Annotated in this window: 17 protein-coding genes; 12 read left to right on the top strand and 5 right to left on the bottom strand. The window is 58.8% G+C overall.

From position 1 onward, the window contains the following. Window positions 1-196: 196 nt before the first annotated feature. Window positions 197-2,152, bottom strand: coding sequence for an acetate--CoA ligase (gene acs / locus KDX37_RS03600; protein WP_231651301.1), 1,956 nt, complete (start codon window positions 2,150-2,152; stop codon window positions 197-199). Window positions 2,153-2,488: 336 nt separating this feature from the next. Here acs and KDX37_RS03595 point away from each other — a divergent pair, with 336 nt between their 5' ends. Beyond that, complete coding sequence (locus tag KDX37_RS03595) at window positions 2,489-2,755, top strand: DUF2790 domain-containing protein (RefSeq protein WP_231651300.1); 267 nt, start codon at window positions 2,489-2,491, stop codon at window positions 2,753-2,755. Window positions 2,756-2,887: 132 nt separating this feature from the next. On the opposite strand, the gene KDX37_RS03590 is transcribed toward KDX37_RS03595, so the two are convergent. Beyond that, window positions 2,888-4,438, bottom strand: coding sequence for a sigma-54-dependent transcriptional regulator (locus KDX37_RS03590; protein WP_231651299.1), 1,551 nt, complete (start codon window positions 4,436-4,438; stop codon window positions 2,888-2,890). A 279-nt stretch (window positions 4,439-4,717) separates the two neighbouring features. Between KDX37_RS03590 and phhA the strand changes: the two genes are divergently transcribed. From phhA to KDX37_RS03565, 5 genes are all read left to right on the top strand, one after another. Then, window positions 4,718-5,518: a phenylalanine 4-monooxygenase gene (gene phhA, locus KDX37_RS03585; RefSeq protein ID WP_231651298.1), complete on the top strand. Its 801-nt coding sequence runs from the start codon at window positions 4,718-4,720 to the stop codon at window positions 5,516-5,518. A 34-nt stretch (window positions 5,519-5,552) separates the two neighbouring features. Further along, the gene (locus KDX37_RS03580) at window positions 5,553-5,909 is read left to right on the top strand and encodes a 4a-hydroxytetrahydrobiopterin dehydratase (protein ID WP_231651297.1); all 357 of its coding nucleotides are present in this window, start codon (window positions 5,553-5,555) and stop codon (window positions 5,907-5,909) included. Next, window positions 5,909-7,105, top strand: coding sequence for an amino acid aminotransferase (locus KDX37_RS03575; RefSeq protein ID WP_231651296.1), 1,197 nt, complete (start codon window positions 5,909-5,911; stop codon window positions 7,103-7,105). Before KDX37_RS03580 ends, KDX37_RS03575 begins: the two co-directional genes overlap by 1 nt. Before the next feature lie 650 nt (window positions 7,106-7,755). Then, complete coding sequence (locus tag KDX37_RS03570; protein WP_231651295.1) at window positions 7,756-7,935, top strand: hypothetical protein; 180 nt, start codon at window positions 7,756-7,758, stop codon at window positions 7,933-7,935. Window positions 7,936-8,097: 162 nt separating this feature from the next. Beyond that, entirely contained in the window at window positions 8,098-9,318 is a 1,221-nt protein-coding gene (locus tag KDX37_RS03565; RefSeq protein ID WP_231651294.1) for an MFS transporter, read from the top strand. A 19-nt stretch (window positions 9,319-9,337) separates the two neighbouring features. On the opposite strand, the gene KDX37_RS03560 is transcribed toward KDX37_RS03565, so the two are convergent. After that, a complete protein-coding gene (locus tag KDX37_RS03560) occupies window positions 9,338-10,096 on the bottom strand; it encodes a GntR family transcriptional regulator (protein WP_231651293.1) in 759 nt (252 codons plus the stop codon). 133 nt (window positions 10,097-10,229) lie between these two features. Then, window positions 10,230-10,583: a hydroxyisourate hydrolase gene (gene uraH, locus KDX37_RS03555; protein ID WP_231651292.1), complete on the bottom strand. Its 354-nt coding sequence runs from the start codon at window positions 10,581-10,583 to the stop codon at window positions 10,230-10,232. A 400-nt stretch (window positions 10,584-10,983) separates the two neighbouring features. On the opposite strand from uraH, the gene puuE reads away from it, so the two are divergent. The 6 genes from puuE to KDX37_RS03525 all read left to right on the top strand — a co-directional run bounded on the left by puuE (window position 10,984) and on the right by KDX37_RS03525 (window position 16,593). Then, on the top strand, window positions 10,984-11,913 hold the full coding sequence (gene puuE, locus KDX37_RS03550) for an allantoinase PuuE (RefSeq protein ID WP_231651291.1): 930 nt from the start codon (window positions 10,984-10,986) through the stop codon (window positions 11,911-11,913). Then, the gene (gene uraD, locus KDX37_RS03545; protein WP_231651290.1) at window positions 11,910-12,449 is read left to right on the top strand and encodes a 2-oxo-4-hydroxy-4-carboxy-5-ureidoimidazoline decarboxylase; all 540 of its coding nucleotides are present in this window, start codon (window positions 11,910-11,912) and stop codon (window positions 12,447-12,449) included. Before puuE ends, uraD begins: the two co-directional genes overlap by 4 nt. A gap of 16 nt (window positions 12,450-12,465) precedes the next feature. Then, window positions 12,466-13,461: an allantoicase gene (gene alc, locus KDX37_RS03540; RefSeq protein ID WP_231651289.1), complete on the top strand. Its 996-nt coding sequence runs from the start codon at window positions 12,466-12,468 to the stop codon at window positions 13,459-13,461. A 99-nt stretch (window positions 13,462-13,560) separates the two neighbouring features. After that, on the top strand, window positions 13,561-14,064 hold the full coding sequence (locus tag KDX37_RS03535; protein WP_231651288.1) for an ureidoglycolate lyase: 504 nt from the start codon (window positions 13,561-13,563) through the stop codon (window positions 14,062-14,064). A 47-nt stretch (window positions 14,065-14,111) separates the two neighbouring features. Then, the gene (locus KDX37_RS03530; protein ID WP_231651287.1) at window positions 14,112-15,401 is read left to right on the top strand and encodes a urate hydroxylase PuuD; all 1,290 of its coding nucleotides are present in this window, start codon (window positions 14,112-14,114) and stop codon (window positions 15,399-15,401) included. A gap of 409 nt (window positions 15,402-15,810) precedes the next feature. Continuing rightward, on the top strand, window positions 15,811-16,593 hold the full coding sequence (locus tag KDX37_RS03525; protein WP_231651286.1) for an outer membrane protein OmpK: 783 nt from the start codon (window positions 15,811-15,813) through the stop codon (window positions 16,591-16,593). Window positions 16,594-16,637: 44 nt separating this feature from the next. Here the strand turns inward: KDX37_RS03525 and KDX37_RS03520 are convergent, their stop codons facing one another. After that, a complete protein-coding gene (locus KDX37_RS03520; RefSeq protein ID WP_231651285.1) occupies window positions 16,638-17,546 on the bottom strand; it encodes a DUF808 domain-containing protein in 909 nt (302 codons plus the stop codon). Between the last annotated feature and the right edge of the window lie 308 nt (window positions 17,547-17,854).

Below are 17,854 nucleotides of genomic sequence, written 5' to 3'. Positions count from 1 at the left end.
CTACAAACGCCAGAGCTCATGTCCCACAAGGAATCAACTGCCCTACACATCGGGTAAACCCGTAACAATTCGATATATATCCTGCTTGGCCGTCTCACGCGCCCCTGTCCAGAGCATTTGGCACCCACTGGAAACAGAAACGCCCCGTTCAGCGTTGGCCAAACGGGGCGCAGCAGTGAGTCAGGCAATCAGCAGATCAGGCCGCGCTCATGGTCTTGTGGGTTTCAATGAGATGCTGCACCACGCCAGGATCAGCCAAGGTCGAAATGTCACCCAACGCATCGTACTCGCCGGTCGCAATCTTGCGCAGGATGCGACGCATGATCTTGCCCGAACGGGTTTTCGGCAAGCCCGGCGCCCACTGAATGAAATCGGGCGAAGCAATCGGACCGATTTCCTTGCGCACCCAGTTACGCAGCTCGATGCGCAAGGCTTCGTCGGCGACTTCGCCCGCATTGAGGGTCACGTAAACGTAGATGCCCTGCCCTTTCAGGTCATGTGGCACGCCGACCACGGCGGCTTCGGCGACCTTGGGGTGCGCAACCATCGCGCTTTCGATTTCAGCGGTGCCCATACGGTGGCCGGACACGTTCAGCACATCGTCCACACGGCCGGTAATCCAGTAGTACCCGTCTTCATCACGGCGCGCGCCGTCGCCGGTGAAATACATGCCCCGGAAGGTCTTGAAGTAGGTGTCGACGAAACGGTCATGGTCGCCATAAAGCGAACGTGACTGACCCGGCCACGAATCGAGAATTACCAGATTGCCTTCGGCCGCGCCTTCGATCAGGTTGCCCAGGTTATCCACCAGCGCAGGGATCACGCCGAAGAACGGACGCGTCGCCGAGCCTGGCTTGAGCGCGGTTGCGCCAGGCAAAGGGCTGATCAGGATGCCGCCCGTCTCGGTCTGCCACCACGTATCGACGATCGGGCAGTTTTTCTTGCCAACGGTGTCGTAGTACCAGCCCCAGGCCTCAGGGTTGATCGGCTCACCGACAGACCCCAGCAGACGCAGGCTCGAGCCATCAGCGCCCTCAACAGAGCGGGTGCCTTCGGCCATCATGGCGCGAATCGCGGTTGGCGCGGTGTAGAGGATATTGACCTTGTGCTTGTCGATGATTTTCGACACGCGAGTGATGTCCGGATAGTTCGGCACGCCTTCGAACAGCAAGGTGGTCGCGCCGTTGGCCAGCGGGCCGTAGACAATGTAGCTGTGCCCGGTGACCCAGCCCACGTCTGCGGTGCACCAGTAGACTTCGCCGGGTTTGTAGTCGAACACACGCTCGTGGGTCAGTGCTGCGTAAAGCAAGTAGCCCGCCGTGGTGTGCAGCACGCCCTTCGGCTTGCCGGTGGAACCTGAGGTATAAAGGATGAACAGCGACTCTTCCGCGCCCATTTCTTTCGGTGCGCAGGTGCTTGATGCCACTTCCAGCAGGGCGTGGTACCAGATGTCGCGATGACGGTTCCATTCGATCTCGCCACCAGTACGCTTGCAGACGATGACCTTCTGGACGCTGCTGGTTTCCGGGTTGGTCAAGGCACGATCAACGTTGGCCTTGAGCGGGGTTTTCTTGCCACCGCGCAGACCTTCATCCGCCGTGATAACCACTTTGGAGCTGCAATCAATGATTCGGCCAGCCAGCGCTTCTGGCGAGAAACCACCAAACACCACCGAGTGGATCGCACCGATCCGGGCGCACGCCAGCATGGCGACCACAGCCTCGGGGATCATGGGCATATAGATGGTGACGACGTCGCCGCGGTGTACATCCTGACCACGCAAGGCGTTGGCGAACTTGCAGACTTCAGCATGCAGCTCGCGGTAAGTGATCTCGCGGTGCTCGGAAGGGTCATCACCTTCCCAGATGATTGCAATGCTGTCGCCGCGCTCTTCCAGGTGACGGTCGAGGCAGTTGTAGGCGACGTTCAGAGTGCCGTCGGCAAACCATTTGATGTCGACACGGTGGTCGTCGAACGAGGTCTGCTTGACGTGGGTAAAGGGCTTGATCCAATCGAGGCGCTTGGCCTGCTCACGCCAGAAACCGTCGGGGTTGACCACCGACTGCTGGTACATGGCCTTGTAGGTCGCCTCATCCGTCAGCGTAGTCGCTGCGACTTCTGGGCGGACGGGGTACAGGGAAGCTGCACTCATCTTGGTTACCTCGGTGGATAGTTGTTGTTTTATGGCTCCGTTGTATCCCGCCCCACCCGGAGGGGCCATTCGACGTTGGTCTTACCGGCTGCACGCGCCTGGGGAAAACCGCACCTGATCACCGAGTGTGATTGTTACCGTTTCAATGACAGGTTTTATCAAAAGCCTTTATATAAATCCCTGCACGACAGGCCTAGAATTATTTCCGCCCCACAAGGCAACCAACCAGACCAACAACCGCTGCCCCACGCAGACCGGCTATCAAACCTTACTCGTTTTGACCTTGACCGTAGAAACGTCAAGCGAACCCATTCGCCCTGAAGAAGGTAAACAGCAATGAAAGTTTCAATCGCGGTCCTGGCACTTTGCGGTTTCAGTGCATTCGCCATGGCCGAGGAATCACAGACCAAAGTGGCCATGCAACAGGCACGTGTCGAGCAATATACCTACGGCACGCATCTGGACATCGCCCGCGTGATCTCCATCAGCCAGATCCCGGACGTCTGCCAGGTAGTCCCCGCCCGCATGGTCTATGAAGACTCGCAAGGCAAGCAGCACATCATGAGCTACCAGGTCATGGGCAACGGCTGCAGCAACGGCTGATCTTCCTGTACATCATCTTGGCTGCGCTGCGCCTCGCAAATATCAGTATTGCGAGGCGCCCTGCACACTGATTGATCCGTGCACTTGTTTAATAGAAACACTCAACTTTTAGATGCAAGTTTGCCATCATCCTTACTTGTGAATGTCGTGATCGCGCAACTTGTTGGCAATGGTGGTATGTGAAACCCCAAGCCGTTTCCCCAACTGCCGACTGCTCGGGTATTGCCCATACAGTTGCTCCAGCACCGACTTCTCGAAACGTCCGACAATGGCATCCAGCCCACCTTCCAGGGATACCTCATTGAGCGCCTGGCGCGCGCCGTAGTCGGGCAGCCGAATGTGTTCAGCCTGGACCTCACCGCCCTCGCACAGTGACACCGCCTGAAACAACACGTTTTCCAGCTGGCGAACATTGCCCGGCCAGTGATACTGGCTCAGTCGCTTGATCGCAGCCGGTGCAATCCGCGGCAACGGACATCCGATCTGCCGGCTGGCCTGATCGAGAAAATGCTCGACCAGCGTTTCCAGACCATCCAGGCATTCACGCAACGGGGGTATGTGCAACGACAGTACATTGAGGCGGTGGTAAAGGTCCTGCCGGAAAGCGCCCTGCGCGCACAATTCAGACAGGGCGACTTGCGTCGAGCACATGATCCGCACGTCCAGAAACATGTCCTCGTCACTGCCGACTCGACGAAAGCAACCGTCCTGAATAAAGCGCAGCAGCTTGGCCTGCATCCGTGCGCTCAGCTCACCCACACCGTCAAGAAACAACGTGCCGCCCGCAGTCAGCTCCAGCAAACCCAGTCGCCCTTCCGTCCGGGCACCTTCGAAGGCGCCAGGGTCGTAGCCGAACAGCTCGGTTTCTGCCATGGACTCGGACAGCCCGGCACAATTGAGCGCCATCAAGGGCGACTGCCCACGTGGGCTGGACAGATGGCACGCGCGGGCCAGCAACTCTTTGCCGGTACCTGTCTCGCCCTCGATCAGCAATGGTGCATCCAGCGGTGCCATGCGGCGTGCTTCGCGCACCACCGCCGCCATGACTTTCGAGCTTTGAAAGATACTGTCGAAGCCGCGCAGCTCCTGTTTGCGAACATGATAAATGCGTTCGCCCACCCGATCCGCGCGATGCAAGGTCAACACGGCGCCTGCCATGGCTTCGCTGTCGTCATGCTCGGACTGCAAAGGCGCAATGTCGGCCAGAAACACGTCGCCTCGCACCTTGACCCGCAGTCCGTTGATTCGTGAGCGATTGGCGCGCACCAGCGCAGGCAGGTCGAAGTCTTCGGCGTAGCGAGACAACGCAATCCCCGGCACCTCGTCAACCCGCACGCCCAACAACTGCGCCGCCGCTCGGTTGGCCGCGACAATCGCTCCAGCCATGTCGATGGACAGGACCGGAAACTCCAGCGCACCGAGCAGAGCATTCAGCTCCATGTGCCGTCGCTCGCTGGGCATCAGGCCGACGCGCTTGACGCCGAACACGCCTGTGATCGCCTCGAACCTGGGGCGCAGGGCCTGAAACTGCAGGTTGATCAGGTTGGGGCAATACAAGTAAATCGCGTCGCCATGTTCGCCACCGACCTCGCCCTTGGCCACGTTGACCCCATAGCTCACCAGCAGCTCGAGGATGTCGCGAAGAATGCCAATCCGGTTTTGGCAGTGCACCTTGATGCGCATGAGGGGTCGGCTCCTGTGAGCGTCTGTATTTTTGTTGTGGTGTGAAGTTTAGCGTCAACAATACGTGACAGCCCATTGCTTTCTTCGCGTTAAAACATACTGATCAGACGCCGCATCGGACCCGCCGTAAAGTTTTCGTTACGAAGATCGTACTTATGGCGCGCAAGCTCCGGTCTTCGGGGGCTGACAGGTGACGGTGATCGGGCTATTCCTTGATCAAGCTTTACGCACATGACAGCGCGACTGACAACAACAACAATAACCTTCGAGGAGATCAGCATGGCCCAGACGCAGTACGTGGCACGCGAGCCCGACGCCACCGGTTTTATCGACTATCCGGCGGCCGAACACGCCGTGTGGAACACCTTGATAACGCGCCAGATGAAGGTAATAGAGGGTCGCGCCTGCCGCGAGTATCTGGAAGGAATCGAGCAACTGGGGTTGCCTCATGACCGTATCCCCCAACTTGGCGAGATCAATCGGGTACTGGCTGCGACCACTGGCTGGCAGGTCGAACGCGTCCCTGCGCTGATTCCGTTTCAGACCTTTTTCGAACTCCTGGCCAGCAAGCGCTTCCCGGTGGCAACGTTCATTCGCACCGAAGAAGAACTGGACTATCTACAGGAACCCGACATCTTTCACGAGATATTTGGCCACTGCCCGCTGCTCACCAACCCCTGGTTTGCCGAGTTCACCCACACCTACGGAAAACTGGGGCTGAGCGCGACCAAAGAGCAGCGCGTCTACCTTGCCCGTCTGTACTGGATGACCATCGAGTTCGGCCTGGTCGACACCGCCGAAGGACGCCGCATCTACGGCGGCGGCATTCTCTCCTCTCCCAAGGAAGCGGTGTATAGCTTGTCTACCGCCCCGGAACATCAGCCGTTCGACCCACTCGAAGCCATGCGCACGCCTTATCGCATCGACATCCTGCAACCGGTGTACTTTGTACTCCCGGACCTCAAGCGTCTGTTTGACCTGGCGCAGGAAGACATCATGGCCATGGTCGAGCGCGGTATGCAGTTGGGCCTGCATGCGCCCAATTCCCACCCAAAGCCAAAACCCAGGCGGCCTGACTGACTGTCGCCTCGCCACAAAACAAGGAATAACGCTCATGACCACACTCAACCAGGCCAGCTGCGAAGCCTGTAACGCCAATGCCCCGCAAGTCAGTGAAGCCGAGCTGCCGGAACTGCTTCGGCAGATCCCGGACTGGAACATCGAAGTCCGTGACAGCGTAATGCAGTTGGAGAAAGTCTTTCTGTTCAAGAATTTCAAATTTGCGCTGGCATTTACCAATGCGGTCGGCGAAATTGCCGAAGCAGAAGGTCACCACCCAGGCCTGCTCACCGAGTGGGGCAAAGTGACCGTGACCTGGTGGAGCCATTCGATCAAGGGTCTGCACCGCAACGACTTCATCATGGCTGCCCGAACCGACGAGGTGGCCAAAGACGCCGAGGGCCGCAAGTAATGCACTTCAAGGATATCCAACGAGTACCGGGCGATCCGATCCTGAGCCTGATCGACGCGTACGCCAACGACACCAACCCCGCCAAGTTCGACCTGGGCGTAGGCGTCTACAAGGACTCGCAGGGCCTGACCACCATTCCTCGTGCGGTGAAACTGGCAGAACAGCGGCTCGTCGATCGGCAATTGACCAAGACCTACATCGGCGGGCATGGCGAGCCGCGCTTCGGCACGCTGATCAGTGAACTGGTGCTGGGCGGTGAATCGGCAGTGATCGCCGACCAGCGCGTCGGCGCGACGCAAACGCCTGGCGGCACCGGGGCATTGCGCCTGACGGCGGATTTCATAGCGCAATGCCTGCCCGGCAAAGGTATCTGGCTCAGCGACCCGACCTGGCCCATCCACGAGACGATCTTCAACAAGGTCGGCCTCAAGGTCGGGCACTACCCTTACGTGGGCAGCGATAACCGCCTGAATATCGGAGGCATGCTGGACACACTGCGTCAGGTTCCCCACGGGGACGTGGTGTTATTGCACGCCTGCTGCCATAACCCGACCGGCTTTGACCTGTCGCACGCCGATTGGCGTGAAGTGCTGGATATCGTTCGCAGTCGCGACCTGCTGCCTTTGATCGACTTCGCCTATCAGGGGTTTGGTGACGGCCTTGAAGAAGATGCCTGGGCAGTCCGCCTGTTCGCCGCGCAACTCCCGGAACTGCTGATCACCAGCTCCTGTTCGAAAAACTTCGGCCTGTACCGCGAACGCACCGGTGCCTTGATCATCTGCGCGGCAGACACCGAGAAACTGCTGGATGTGCGCAGCCAGTTGGCAGGCATCGCCCGCAACCTGTGGTCCAACCCGCCCGACCATGGTGCCGCGGTGGTGGCAGAAATCCTTGGCGACCCTGAGTTGAAAAGCTTGTGGGCCGATGAAGTGGAAGAAATGCGCCAGCGCATCGCGCAATTGCGTAGTGGTCTGGTTGAAGCGTTGACGCCCTTGGGCCTTGGTGAACGCTTTGCCCATGTCGCGCAGCAACGCGGAATGTTCTCCTACACGGGCATCAACGACGACCAGGTCGCCCGCCTGCGTCATGAGCACAGCGTGTATATGGTCAACGCTGGTCGCGCCAACATTGCCGGCATCGACGCCACACGCCTTGATCAACTGGCACAGGCCATTGCGGCAGTGTGCAAAGACTGAAGCGAAGATTGATCCTTTCGCGCGCAAACGCAACGCCGCCAAGCTCGTTCCCACAGGCAAGCATTCATTCTGTGGGCGTCAGCCGGGCGGCGTTTCGCTTGCTGACGAACAAGCCAGAAAATCTGTTGGGGATGTATCGCCCTCAAGGCAGCCTTCGCGACCCGTAAATTCACCCCAGGAGCCTGGGACCCGCGGCCAACCCGCAATTTTTGGCAAAACATGCCCAACGAGCCCTGTCTGCGCACGCACGCACAGACGCTGACGACCAGCTGGCGCAAGCCGCAAAGACAGTAAAAACCGTTTTTTGTTTCGCCGTTCAGTCAATCAGTTGAAAAAAATATCCGGATTGTCATTTTCAGTGGGGTATCCTGCGCAGGCTTTTTGAAGCACGGTTCTATCTGCAACCCCTTGCGAGGAGAGACGACGATGCACGAAATCCCTAACTTCCCACCAGGTCAACAGGAACCACAGCAGTCGACATTGGCTCAACAGGAGCTTGGTCAACCTGCCGCAATGAAAGCAGCACCCTCGGCTCAAGACAGCCAGAAAGCCCGACGCGAAGACTGAAGGCGATTGTTTTCAGGCGTATCGAAAAACGGTTCTGCCGATTTTCAATACGCCTGGAAAACCAACGATACAGGCAGGACTTCATGAGCGACTTTACCGAAACCCAAGCCAGCGCACTGATCGGCACCGCCGAAAGGATGATTGAAATCTGGGCCCGTCTCAGCCCGGAAAAACAGAACGCGCTGCTCGCACGCTTCGGCACCCAGGAAAACGCACTGGCCGCGCTGGTCACCACGCAACTGGTCGCACCGTCCAAGCCGTAACAACCTCCCTGATCCGCCCTCATCCCGAATTTATTTCAGTCTGTTGCCCCTGCATTGTCCAATGCGCCGCTATCATGAGCGAATCGAGAGCTTGCTAAGGGTTTTTACCCGCCCATCTCGAAGCACAATTTCCAGACCGTCTCCAGAATGAAAGCCCGCCCCATGCCCGATTCAAAAAGCGCTGTCCAACAAACGCCGTTTGCCGTCACGCTGACCGTCGTTTCGATCGTCCTGTTCACCTTTATCGGTTATTTGAACATCGGCATTCCCCTGGCCGTTCTGCCGGGTTATGTGCACAGCGATCTGGGCTTCGGTGCAGTGATCGCGGGCCTGGTAATCAGTGTCCAGTACCTCGCCACCCTGGTCAGCCGACCGTGGGCCAGCCGCATCATCGACAACCTGGGCAGCAAGAAAGCCGTGCAATTCGGCCTGACCGGATGTGGGTTGAGCGGCGTGTTCATGCTCGTGCCGATCTGGCTACAGGATTGGCCGATGGCCAGCCTGATCATTCTGCTGATCGGCCGGGTGATTCTCGGTGCTGCAGAAAGCCTGGTGGGCTCTGGCTCGATCGGTTGGGGCATCGGCCGGGTTGGCGCGCAGAACACTGCCAAGGTCATCTCCTGGAACGGCATCGCCAGTTACGGCGCACTGGCCATTGGTGCACCGCTGGGCGTGTGGATGGTCAGCGCATTCGGGCTCTGGACGGTGGGTGTCAGCATCATGCTGCTGTGTGCAATCGGCCTGCTGCTCACATGGAAAAAACAGGCTGCACCCATCGTGCACGGCGAGCGCCTGCCCTTCATGCATGTGCTTGGACGGGTATTCCCCCACGGCATGGGCCTGGCGCTGGGCGGCATCGGCTTCGGTACTATTGCGACATTCATCACTCTGTATTACGCCAGCAATCACTGGCCCAACGCGGCGCTGTGCCTGACCCTGTTCGGCGGCAGTTTCATCGCAGCACGCTTGCTGTTCGGCAATCTGATCAACCGTCTGGGCGGCTTTCGCGTCGCCATCGTCTGCTTGTCGGTTGAGACGCTGGGGCTGCTGCTGCTCTGGATGGCGCCCACGCCAGGATTGGCACTGGCCGGTGCGGCGCTGACCGGTTTTGGTTTCTCGCTGGTGTTCCCGGCGCTGGGCGTCGAGGCCGTCAACCTGGTACCGGCCTCCAGCCGGGGCGCTGCGGTCGGTGCCTATTCGCTGTTCATTGATTTGTCGCTGGGTGTCACCGGTCCTTTGGCGGGCGCCATTGCGGCGGGCTTTGGTTTTGTTTCAATCTTTTTGTTCGCGGCTTTCGCCTCGCTGGGCGGGCTCGTCCTGACCGTGTTCCTGCATCGCAAGACCCAGGCGCTGCGCGAGCAAGGCAATCAGAAGCCGGGCTGACCTCGGCAGCTCGGCGCCGCTACTGCGCCAGGCGCGTCGTCTTTTTCTTGCCCAGCAAATGTGAAAACACGGCCTGCAAGTCATCCGAGATCACGTCTTCATCCAGATTGAGCTTGCTGTCGATGTGATCCATGTGGTGCATCATCAACTCGACCGCCAGCGCAGCGTCGCGGGCTTCGATGGCATCGATCAGTTGATTGTGCTCGTCGTAGGAGCAATGGCTGCGGTTGCCGGTTTCGTACTGGGCGATGATCAACGAGGTCTGCGACACCAGACTGCGCTGAAAGCTGATCAGCGGAGCATTCCTGGCCGCCACCGCCAGTTGCAGGTGAAATTCCCCTGAGAGACGAATACCAGCGCCGCGATCCCCACGCGCGAAGCTGTCGCGCTCATCACTGACCATCTGGCGCAATTCGGCAAGCTGGTCAGCCGTGGCATGCTCGACCGCCAATTCAGTAATCGCCTTTTCCACCAGACGCCGGGAAAAAAACACCTGACGGGCTTCTTCAACGCTGGGGCTGGCGACCACCGCACCACGATTCGGCCGCAGTTGCACGACACCTTCATGACCCAGACGCGACAAGGCACGACGGATGATGGTGCGGCTGACGCCGAAAATCTCGCCCAACGCCTCTTCGCTCAGCTTGGTGCCAGGCGCCAGACGCTGCTCAAGGATCGCATCGAAGATGTGCGCATAGACGATATCGTCCTGGGTCACGCTACTCGGAGCTTTCGCAGTGCGCGTCGGTTTCTTGAGAGGCAGGGACTGGTCGTTCATGGGCACTCGTGCGCAAATGGATTACGGCGTCGGACGGGCGCATTGTACACAGTGCAAAACCTGACGGCGCGCCTGTACCTGATGACAGGCGGAGCGCGCAGAAAAAGGCCCGCAGTGCGCGCGGGCAAGATAATCAGCTGCCTCGGTATGTCGAGTAGCTGTAGGGCGAGACTAACAGCGGGACATGATAATGAGCCTGACCTGCGTCAATGCCAAAGCGCAGCACCACCACATCGAGAAACGCCGGCTCGTCGAGCTCGGTGCCGCGGATGCGGTAATAATCGCCTGCGTGAAAGTGCAGTTGATACACGCCGGACCGGTAATCCTCACCCTGCAATAACGGCGTGTCGCAGCGACCGTCACTGTTGGTGATCGCGCTGGCGACCAGCACCAATCGCTCGCCATCCGCCCGATACAGCTCGACCCTGATGCTGCTTCCGGGGCAGCCGTGGGCGGTATCCAGTACATGCGTTGTCAATTTTCCCACTGTGTCGCTCCCTGCTTGATACCTGTGGATGAAGATCGTCCAATCGACAGAAGCGCACCAATCAGGTGCCTGGCGATTAATCAGCGCAACCGATTAAGACACTTTTGAAAAAGCTTGTACACACTAAACAGGCCATGGCCGGCGCCGTCAGTCACCTACGCCAGAATGGAACCAGAATGACTGAAGCAAAGGAAAGTAATCAGATTTTTTCTCGTAATTTGACCAGTCGGGCAGGTTTCTTGCTTGGTCTGATACATCGCCTGCCTGCACATCGTCAAAGACGGCGAAGAAGAAAATCTACGTTACAATTCTATTTTCATATTGTATACAATCCTTGAAATGCTGTGCCCGCTCCGTTATCCGCACCGCACCTGATATCTCGCACAAAAGGAAGCTTGCAGTGAGCGCCGACTATCCACGCGACCTGATCGGTTACAGCAATAACCCACCCCACCCTCGCTGGCCGGGCAAAGCGCGTATCGCCTTGTCGTTCGTGCTCAATTACGAGGAAGGTGGCGAGCGCAATATCCTGCATGGCGACAAGGAGTCCGAAGCGTTTCTGTCCGAGATGGTGGCCGCGCAACCTTTGCAGGGTCAGCGCAACATGAGCATGGAATCGCTTTACGAGTACGGCAGTCGGGCTGGCGTCTGGCGCATTCTCAAATTGTTCAGGCAGTTCGATATCCCGCTGACCGTATTTGCTGTGGCCATGGCCGCGCAACGTCATCCGGACGTGATTCGCGCCATGGTCGCCGACGGGCATGAGATCTGCAGCCACGGCTACCGCTGGATCGACTACCAGAACATGGACGAGGCTCAGGAACGCGAACACATGCTTCAGGCCATTCGCATCCTCACTGAAATCAGCGGTGAACGCCCCCTGGGCTGGTACACAGGTCGCACCGGGCCCAACACCCGCCGACTGGTGATGGAGGAAGGCGGCTTTCTCTACGACTGCGACACCTACGACGACGACCTGCCCTACTGGGAACCCAACACCCCGAACGGTAAGCCCCACCTGGTGATTCCCTACACGCTGGACACCAACGACATGCGGTTTACGCAGGTCCAGGGCTTCAACAATGGCGATCAGTTTTTCCACTATCTGAAAGACGCCTTCGATGTGCTGTATGCCGAAGGCGAAGACGCGCCGAAGATGCTTTCCATAGGCCTGCACTGCCGACTGATCGGCCGCCCTGCGCGGCTTGCGGCGCTCAAGCGCTTTATAGAATATGCCAAGAGTCATGAACAGGTGTGGTTCACTCGACGCGTCGATATCGCGCGTCACTGGCACGCGGAACACCCCTTTACCGGCACGGCGGCGCGATGAGTCACTTCCAGAACCCAAAGCCCTCGTCCCTGAGCCGCGACGCCTTCGTCGCAGTCTTTGGTGATATCTACGAACACTCGCCGTGGCTGGCCCGTCTGGCTTATGAACAAGGGGCAGATGCCGAACTGGACGAAGTTCAGACGCTGCATGCGCGCATGAGCGCCCTGTTACTCAACGCCACCCATGAACAACAACTGGCACTGATCAATGCCCACCCGGACCTGGCAGGCAAGGCTGCGGTTCAGGGCGAGCTGACCCAGGCCAGCAGCGACGAACAGGCAGGTGCCGGCATCCACCAGTGCACGCCTCTGGAGTTTCAACGTTTCACCGAGTTGAATCAGGCTTACAAGGCGCGGTTCGGCTTTCCGTTCATCATGGCGGTCAAGGGCAGCGACAGACACAAGATCCTGGCGGCGTTCGAGCAACGCCTCCATCACTCGGCCCAGGCAGAGTTCGCATGCGCACTGGCCGAGATCAACAAAATCGCATTGTTCCGCTTGCAGGCGCTGCACGCCGCCCAAGCACTCAACGTTTAGAAGGCAGACAAGAAGAATGAAAGTTTACGCCGCACCGTTCGAGAAGTTCGTCAACCTGGCAGACGCGCGTCTGGGCACAAAAATCCTGTCTGTGACCGATGACTGGTTCGCCGACGCCAACCGCCTGTTTCAACCGACCCCCGCGGTCTGGAAAGAAGGCGTGTTCGATGACAACGGCAAGTGGATGGATGGCTGGGAGTCGCGCCGCAAGCGTTTCGAGGGTTACGACAGCGCAGTGATTCGCCTGGGCGTGGCGGGCACCATCAAAGGCGTGGACATCGACACCTCGTACTTCACCGGCAACTTCCCGCCTTCTGCTTCGTTGGAAGCCTGCTTCCTGGCCTCGGGCGAGCCGGATGAGAACACCGCCTGGACCGAAGTACTGTCGTCGGTCGAACTGCAGGGCAACAGCCATCACTATCATGAAATCAGCCATGACCAGGCGTTCAGCCACCTGCGCTTCAATATCTACCCCGACGGCGGCGTGGCTCGCCTGCGCGTTTACGGCGTGCCGCACCGCGACTGGTCAAAAGTCAGCGAGACCGAACAGATCGATCTGGTAGCGGCCCTCAATGGCGGTCGCTCGATTGCCTGTTCCGATGAGCACTACGGCAGCATGAGCAACATCCTCAACCCTGGCCGTGGGGTGAACATGGGCGACGGCTGGGAAACCGCACGTCGTCGCACACCTGGCAATGACTGGGTCATCGTCGCGCTGGGGCACGCGGGCGAAGTCGAAAAAGTCATCGTCGATACCCTGCACTTCAAGGGCAACTACCCGGACAGCTGCTCGATTCAGGGCGCCTTCGTCAAAGGTGGCACCGACAACCAGATCGAAACCCAGAGCCTGTTCTGGCGCGAACTGCTGCCCAGCCAGAAGCTGAGCATGCATGCCGAGCACGAGTTCGCCGAGCAGGTGAAAGCCATCGGCCCGATTACCCATATCCGCCTGAACGTGTTCCCGGACGGCGGCGTCAGCAGACTTCGGGTGCTGGGCAAAGTGGCCCGATAAATGCCCGCGCAGAGCGTACGCAAGCTCGCGGCTGGCGCACGCTCTGTCCCAGGTGACGACCTCCTCACTTCAATTGAATTCAAAAACAGAAGAACCCGCATGCGCACATTGACAATCGAGCCACTGACCAAGGAAGCCTTCGCACCTTTCGGCGACGTCATTGAAGCCGATGGCAGCGATCACTTCATGATCAATAACGGCTCGACCATGCGCTTTCATCGTCTGGCCGAGGTGCAAACCGCACAACCGGACGACAAGGCAATCATCAGTATCTTCCGCGCCGAAGCGCTGCCGATGCCGTTGATCATCAACATGCTGGAGCGTCACCCGCAGGGCAGTCAGGCGTTCATACCACTGCTCGGCAACCCTTTTCTGATCGTGGTCGCGCCAGTTGGCGATGCACCTGAATCAGAGCTGACCCGCGTCTTCGTGTCCAACGGCAGGCAGGGTGTCAATTACCATCGCGGCGTCTGGCACCACCCGGTGCTGACGATCGAAAAGCGGGATGACTTCCTGGTGGTTGATCGCAGTGGAACCGGCAACAACTGCGATGAGCATTACTTTGCAGAGGACCAGTTGATGGTTCTCGATCCCAACCCATAGGAAGGGCCTGAGCACCCGCCAAGTGGTGACAGGCATTAGGTATCACTGTGCTGGCACATCTGATGGAATGGCTGAATCTGGGCGTACGCTGGATTCACATGATAGTGGGCGTCGCCTGGATCGGTGCATCGTTCTACTTCGTCTGGCTGGAAAACAACCTGAACCGCGCCAACCCGCGCGAAGGGTTGTCCGGGGACTTGTGGGCGATCCATGGTGGCGGCATCTATCACCTGGAAAAATACAAGCTCGCCCCGCCGACCATGCCGGAGAAACTGCACTGGTTCAAATGGGAGGCCTATTCGACCTGGCTGTCCGGTGTGGCACTGCTATGCGTGGTGTTTTACGCCAACCCGACGCTGTACCTGCTGGCACCGGGTAGCACCCTGACCGGTGCCGAAGGGGTCCACATCGGCCTGGGCTCGCTGTTTGTCGGTTGGTTCATTTACAGCTTTCTGTGCGACTCGGCGCTGGGCAAACGCCCTGCCCTGCTCGGTCTGATCCTGTTCGTGCTGCTGGTGGCCGCCGCTTACGGGTTCAGCAAGGTATTCAGCGGGCGCGGCGCGTACCTGCATGTCGGTGCGATCATGGGCACGATCATGGTTGGCAACGTGTTTCGCATCATCATGCCAGCCCAGCGGGCACTGGTCGCCGCCATCGCTGAAAACCGCACGCCCGACCCAAGCCTGCCGGCCAAGGGTCTGTTGCGCTCAAGGCACAACAACTACTTCACGCTGCCGGTGCTGTTCATCATGATCAGCAACCACTTTCCGAGTACCTATGGCAGCCAGTACAACTGGCTGATCCTGGCCGCCATCGCGCTGCTGGCGGTCATGGTGCGGCATTACTTCAACACTCGTCATAACAGCCATCGCTTCGCCTGGACCCTGCCCGCCGCCGCACTGGGCATGCTGTGCCTGGCGTACGTGACCGGCCCGGCTCAACCACCGCAGACGGCTGCACAGATCCAGTATCAGCCGCTGCCCGGCACTGCCGTCGGCGGTTATCGCGCTGACGAAAAGCGTCCGGAACCCGTGGCAGCGCCCGCGCCAGCAATACCGGCTACAGCGGTCGCCAGCGCGGATTTCACGAAAGTGCATGAGGTGATCCAACAGCGCTGCACGGTCTGTCATTCAGCCAGTCCCACGAGCCAACTGTTCAGCGTCGCCCCCGCCGGGGTGATGTTCGATACGCCGCAGCAGATCCAGCAACAGGCCCCGCGCATCAAAGCCCAGGCGGTCGCTTCGCCGATCATGCCACTGGGCAATATCACCCAGATGACCCAGCAGGAACGCGACCTGGTGGGCGCCTGGATCGACCAGGGCGCCAAAACCAACTGATCCGTACACTGAGGCCAGTCTGCACGCGATGCACATGTGCAAACTGGCCTCAGCCAAGCTGCCCCAGTTTCGCTCTGCACGCCCCGCTCTGGAGCACTTGAGCCAGACACCTCGGGCCAGTATCCTCCGCCGCCGCAACCGAACCCGCCGTTACCTCTCTGTTTATCCAACCTGACCGGGCAGCCAACCAGGCAATTGCGCGATCAGGCACTCGTGGCTCCTGATAAAACAGGTGAAACCGACACTCCAGTGTCGGTGAGAGGATGACTGTGGCTTTTCATTGGCAATTGGCGCAGCTCTTGCTAACAACTCAAAGCTGACCAAACAGACAAATTATTACACCTGCGGACAAGGCGCCAACTACAGAGCGCCGGTCCGAACACCATGATCACACTCAAGGGAATCTCGAATGAACCGTACGTTTTCCAACGTATTACTGACCAGCAGTCTGCTGAGCGCAGCACCCGCGATGGCGGATATCTTCCAGTGGCAGAGCAACAGCCTGACCTATCTCAATGGACGGGACTTTGCGGTCAACCCGGAAAACCAACAGACATTTACGTTCGAACATGCTGACAGCTGGAAGTACGGCGACAACTTCTTCTTCGTCGACAAGATTTTCTATAACGGCAAGAAAGATGCGAACGCGGGCGATAACACTTACTACGGCGAGTTCTCGCCACGCTTGTCGCTGGGCAAGATCTTTGGCCAGAAGTTTGAGTTCGGGCCGATCAGCGATGTGCTGCTGGCCGCCACTTACGAGTTTGGCGAAGGCGATAACGAGTCTTACCTGATCGGCCCTGCGTTTGACCTGAAGATTCCGGGTTTCGATTATTTCCAACTCAACTTCTATCAGCGCCAGACCGAGGGCAACCGTCCGGGCGACGGCGTCTGGCAGATCACGCCGGTCTGGTCTTACACCATTCCCGTGGGCAAGTCTGATGTGCTGATTGACGGTTTCATGGACTGGGTGGTGGACAACGACAAGACGTCGCGTGGCACGTATCACTCCAACCTGCACTTCAACCCGCAGATCAAGTATGACCTGGGTAAAGCGTTGAGCTACCCGGAAAGACAACTCTACGTCGGTATCGAATACGATTACTGGAGCAACAAATACGGCATCAAGGACACGGCTGCGTTCGATACCAACCAGAACACGGCAAGCCTGCTGGTCAAAGTCTTCTTCTGAAGTCTTGCAGCCCCCACCTGACGGCGGGGGCTTTCAAAAGCAGGTCAGGCGCGTGCGGCTTTCCATGCCTTGCCTGCAAAGGTCACCAGCAAGACCAGCACTGCACCGGCGATGATCCCGGCAACGGCATCGATCAGCGTCGGAACAATGACCGACAGACCGCCCACAGCACCCGCTGCACTGGCAGTTACGCCTTCGACCCAATGGTGCGCAAACGGCAAGCCATGGACCAGAATCCCGCCGCCGACCATGAACATCGCGGCAGTACCAAGAATCGACAGCAGCTTCATCAGCACAGGCGCCAGCCACAGCAGACCGGCACCCGTTTTTTGCGCCAGCGAACTCGCACGTTTCTTCAGGTAAAGGCCCAGATCGTCCAGTTTCACAATGCCCGCCACCAGGCCGTAAACACCGACGGTAATCAACACCGCAACGATGACCAGCACGCCGACCTGATCCATGAAAGGCCGGCTGGACACCACGCCCAATGCCAGCACGATGATTTCGGCCGACAGGATGAAGTCAGTACGAATCGCACCCTTGATGCGCTCTTTCTCGAACGCCACCATGTCCAACGATGCATCGGTAGTCGCCTGCTTGCGCTCTTCGTGCGCTTCGCCGTCGTCAGCGTGCAGCCATTTGTGCGCGATCTTCTCGAACCCTTCGAAACACAGAAACGCACCGCCAACCATCAACAGCGGCAGAATCGCCCAAGGCGCAAATGCGCTGATCAACAGGGCTGCCGGCACCAGAATCGCCTTGTTGAGCAGCGACCCCTTGGCCACCGCCCACACCACCGGCAATTCGCGGTCGGCTGAAACACCTGTGACCTGTTGGGCGTTGAGCGCCAGATCATCACCCAGAACACCTGCCGTCTTTTTAGTGGCCAGCGCCACGTCATCGAGCAGGGTTGCAATGTCGTCGAGCAGCGTAAGCAAGCTTCCAGCAGCCAAAATCAGAATCCTTGAATGAGTAGAGAACAGGCAGACACGCATTGAATCACACGCCGCCGTCACGTGGCATCGCCCACGCGCTGGAAGGTCTGACCCGCGCCGCCGCAGAACGTTTGATAACGCAACAGTTGATACCGCTGCGTCCTGTTGTGGCTGGCTTCAGGCAGGGTTCCCTTCAGGCCCCATCTCTATGATACGGCCTGCTTTACCCTGTCAATCACTCATCAGGTAGAGACGTGCCAGCATTTGCAGGTGCCGCCAATCGCCATTCATGGCATGACTGCTGCTTTGCATTGCAGACCTGACCG

Origin of the sequence: Pseudomonas californiensis, assembly GCF_021147775.1 — a bacterium.
Lineage (GTDB): Bacteria > Pseudomonadota > Gammaproteobacteria > Pseudomonadales > Pseudomonadaceae > Aquipseudomonas > Aquipseudomonas californiensis.
The sequence above is the reverse complement of the archived record's forward strand: the minus strand, read 5'-3'. Positions and strand labels throughout refer to the sequence as shown.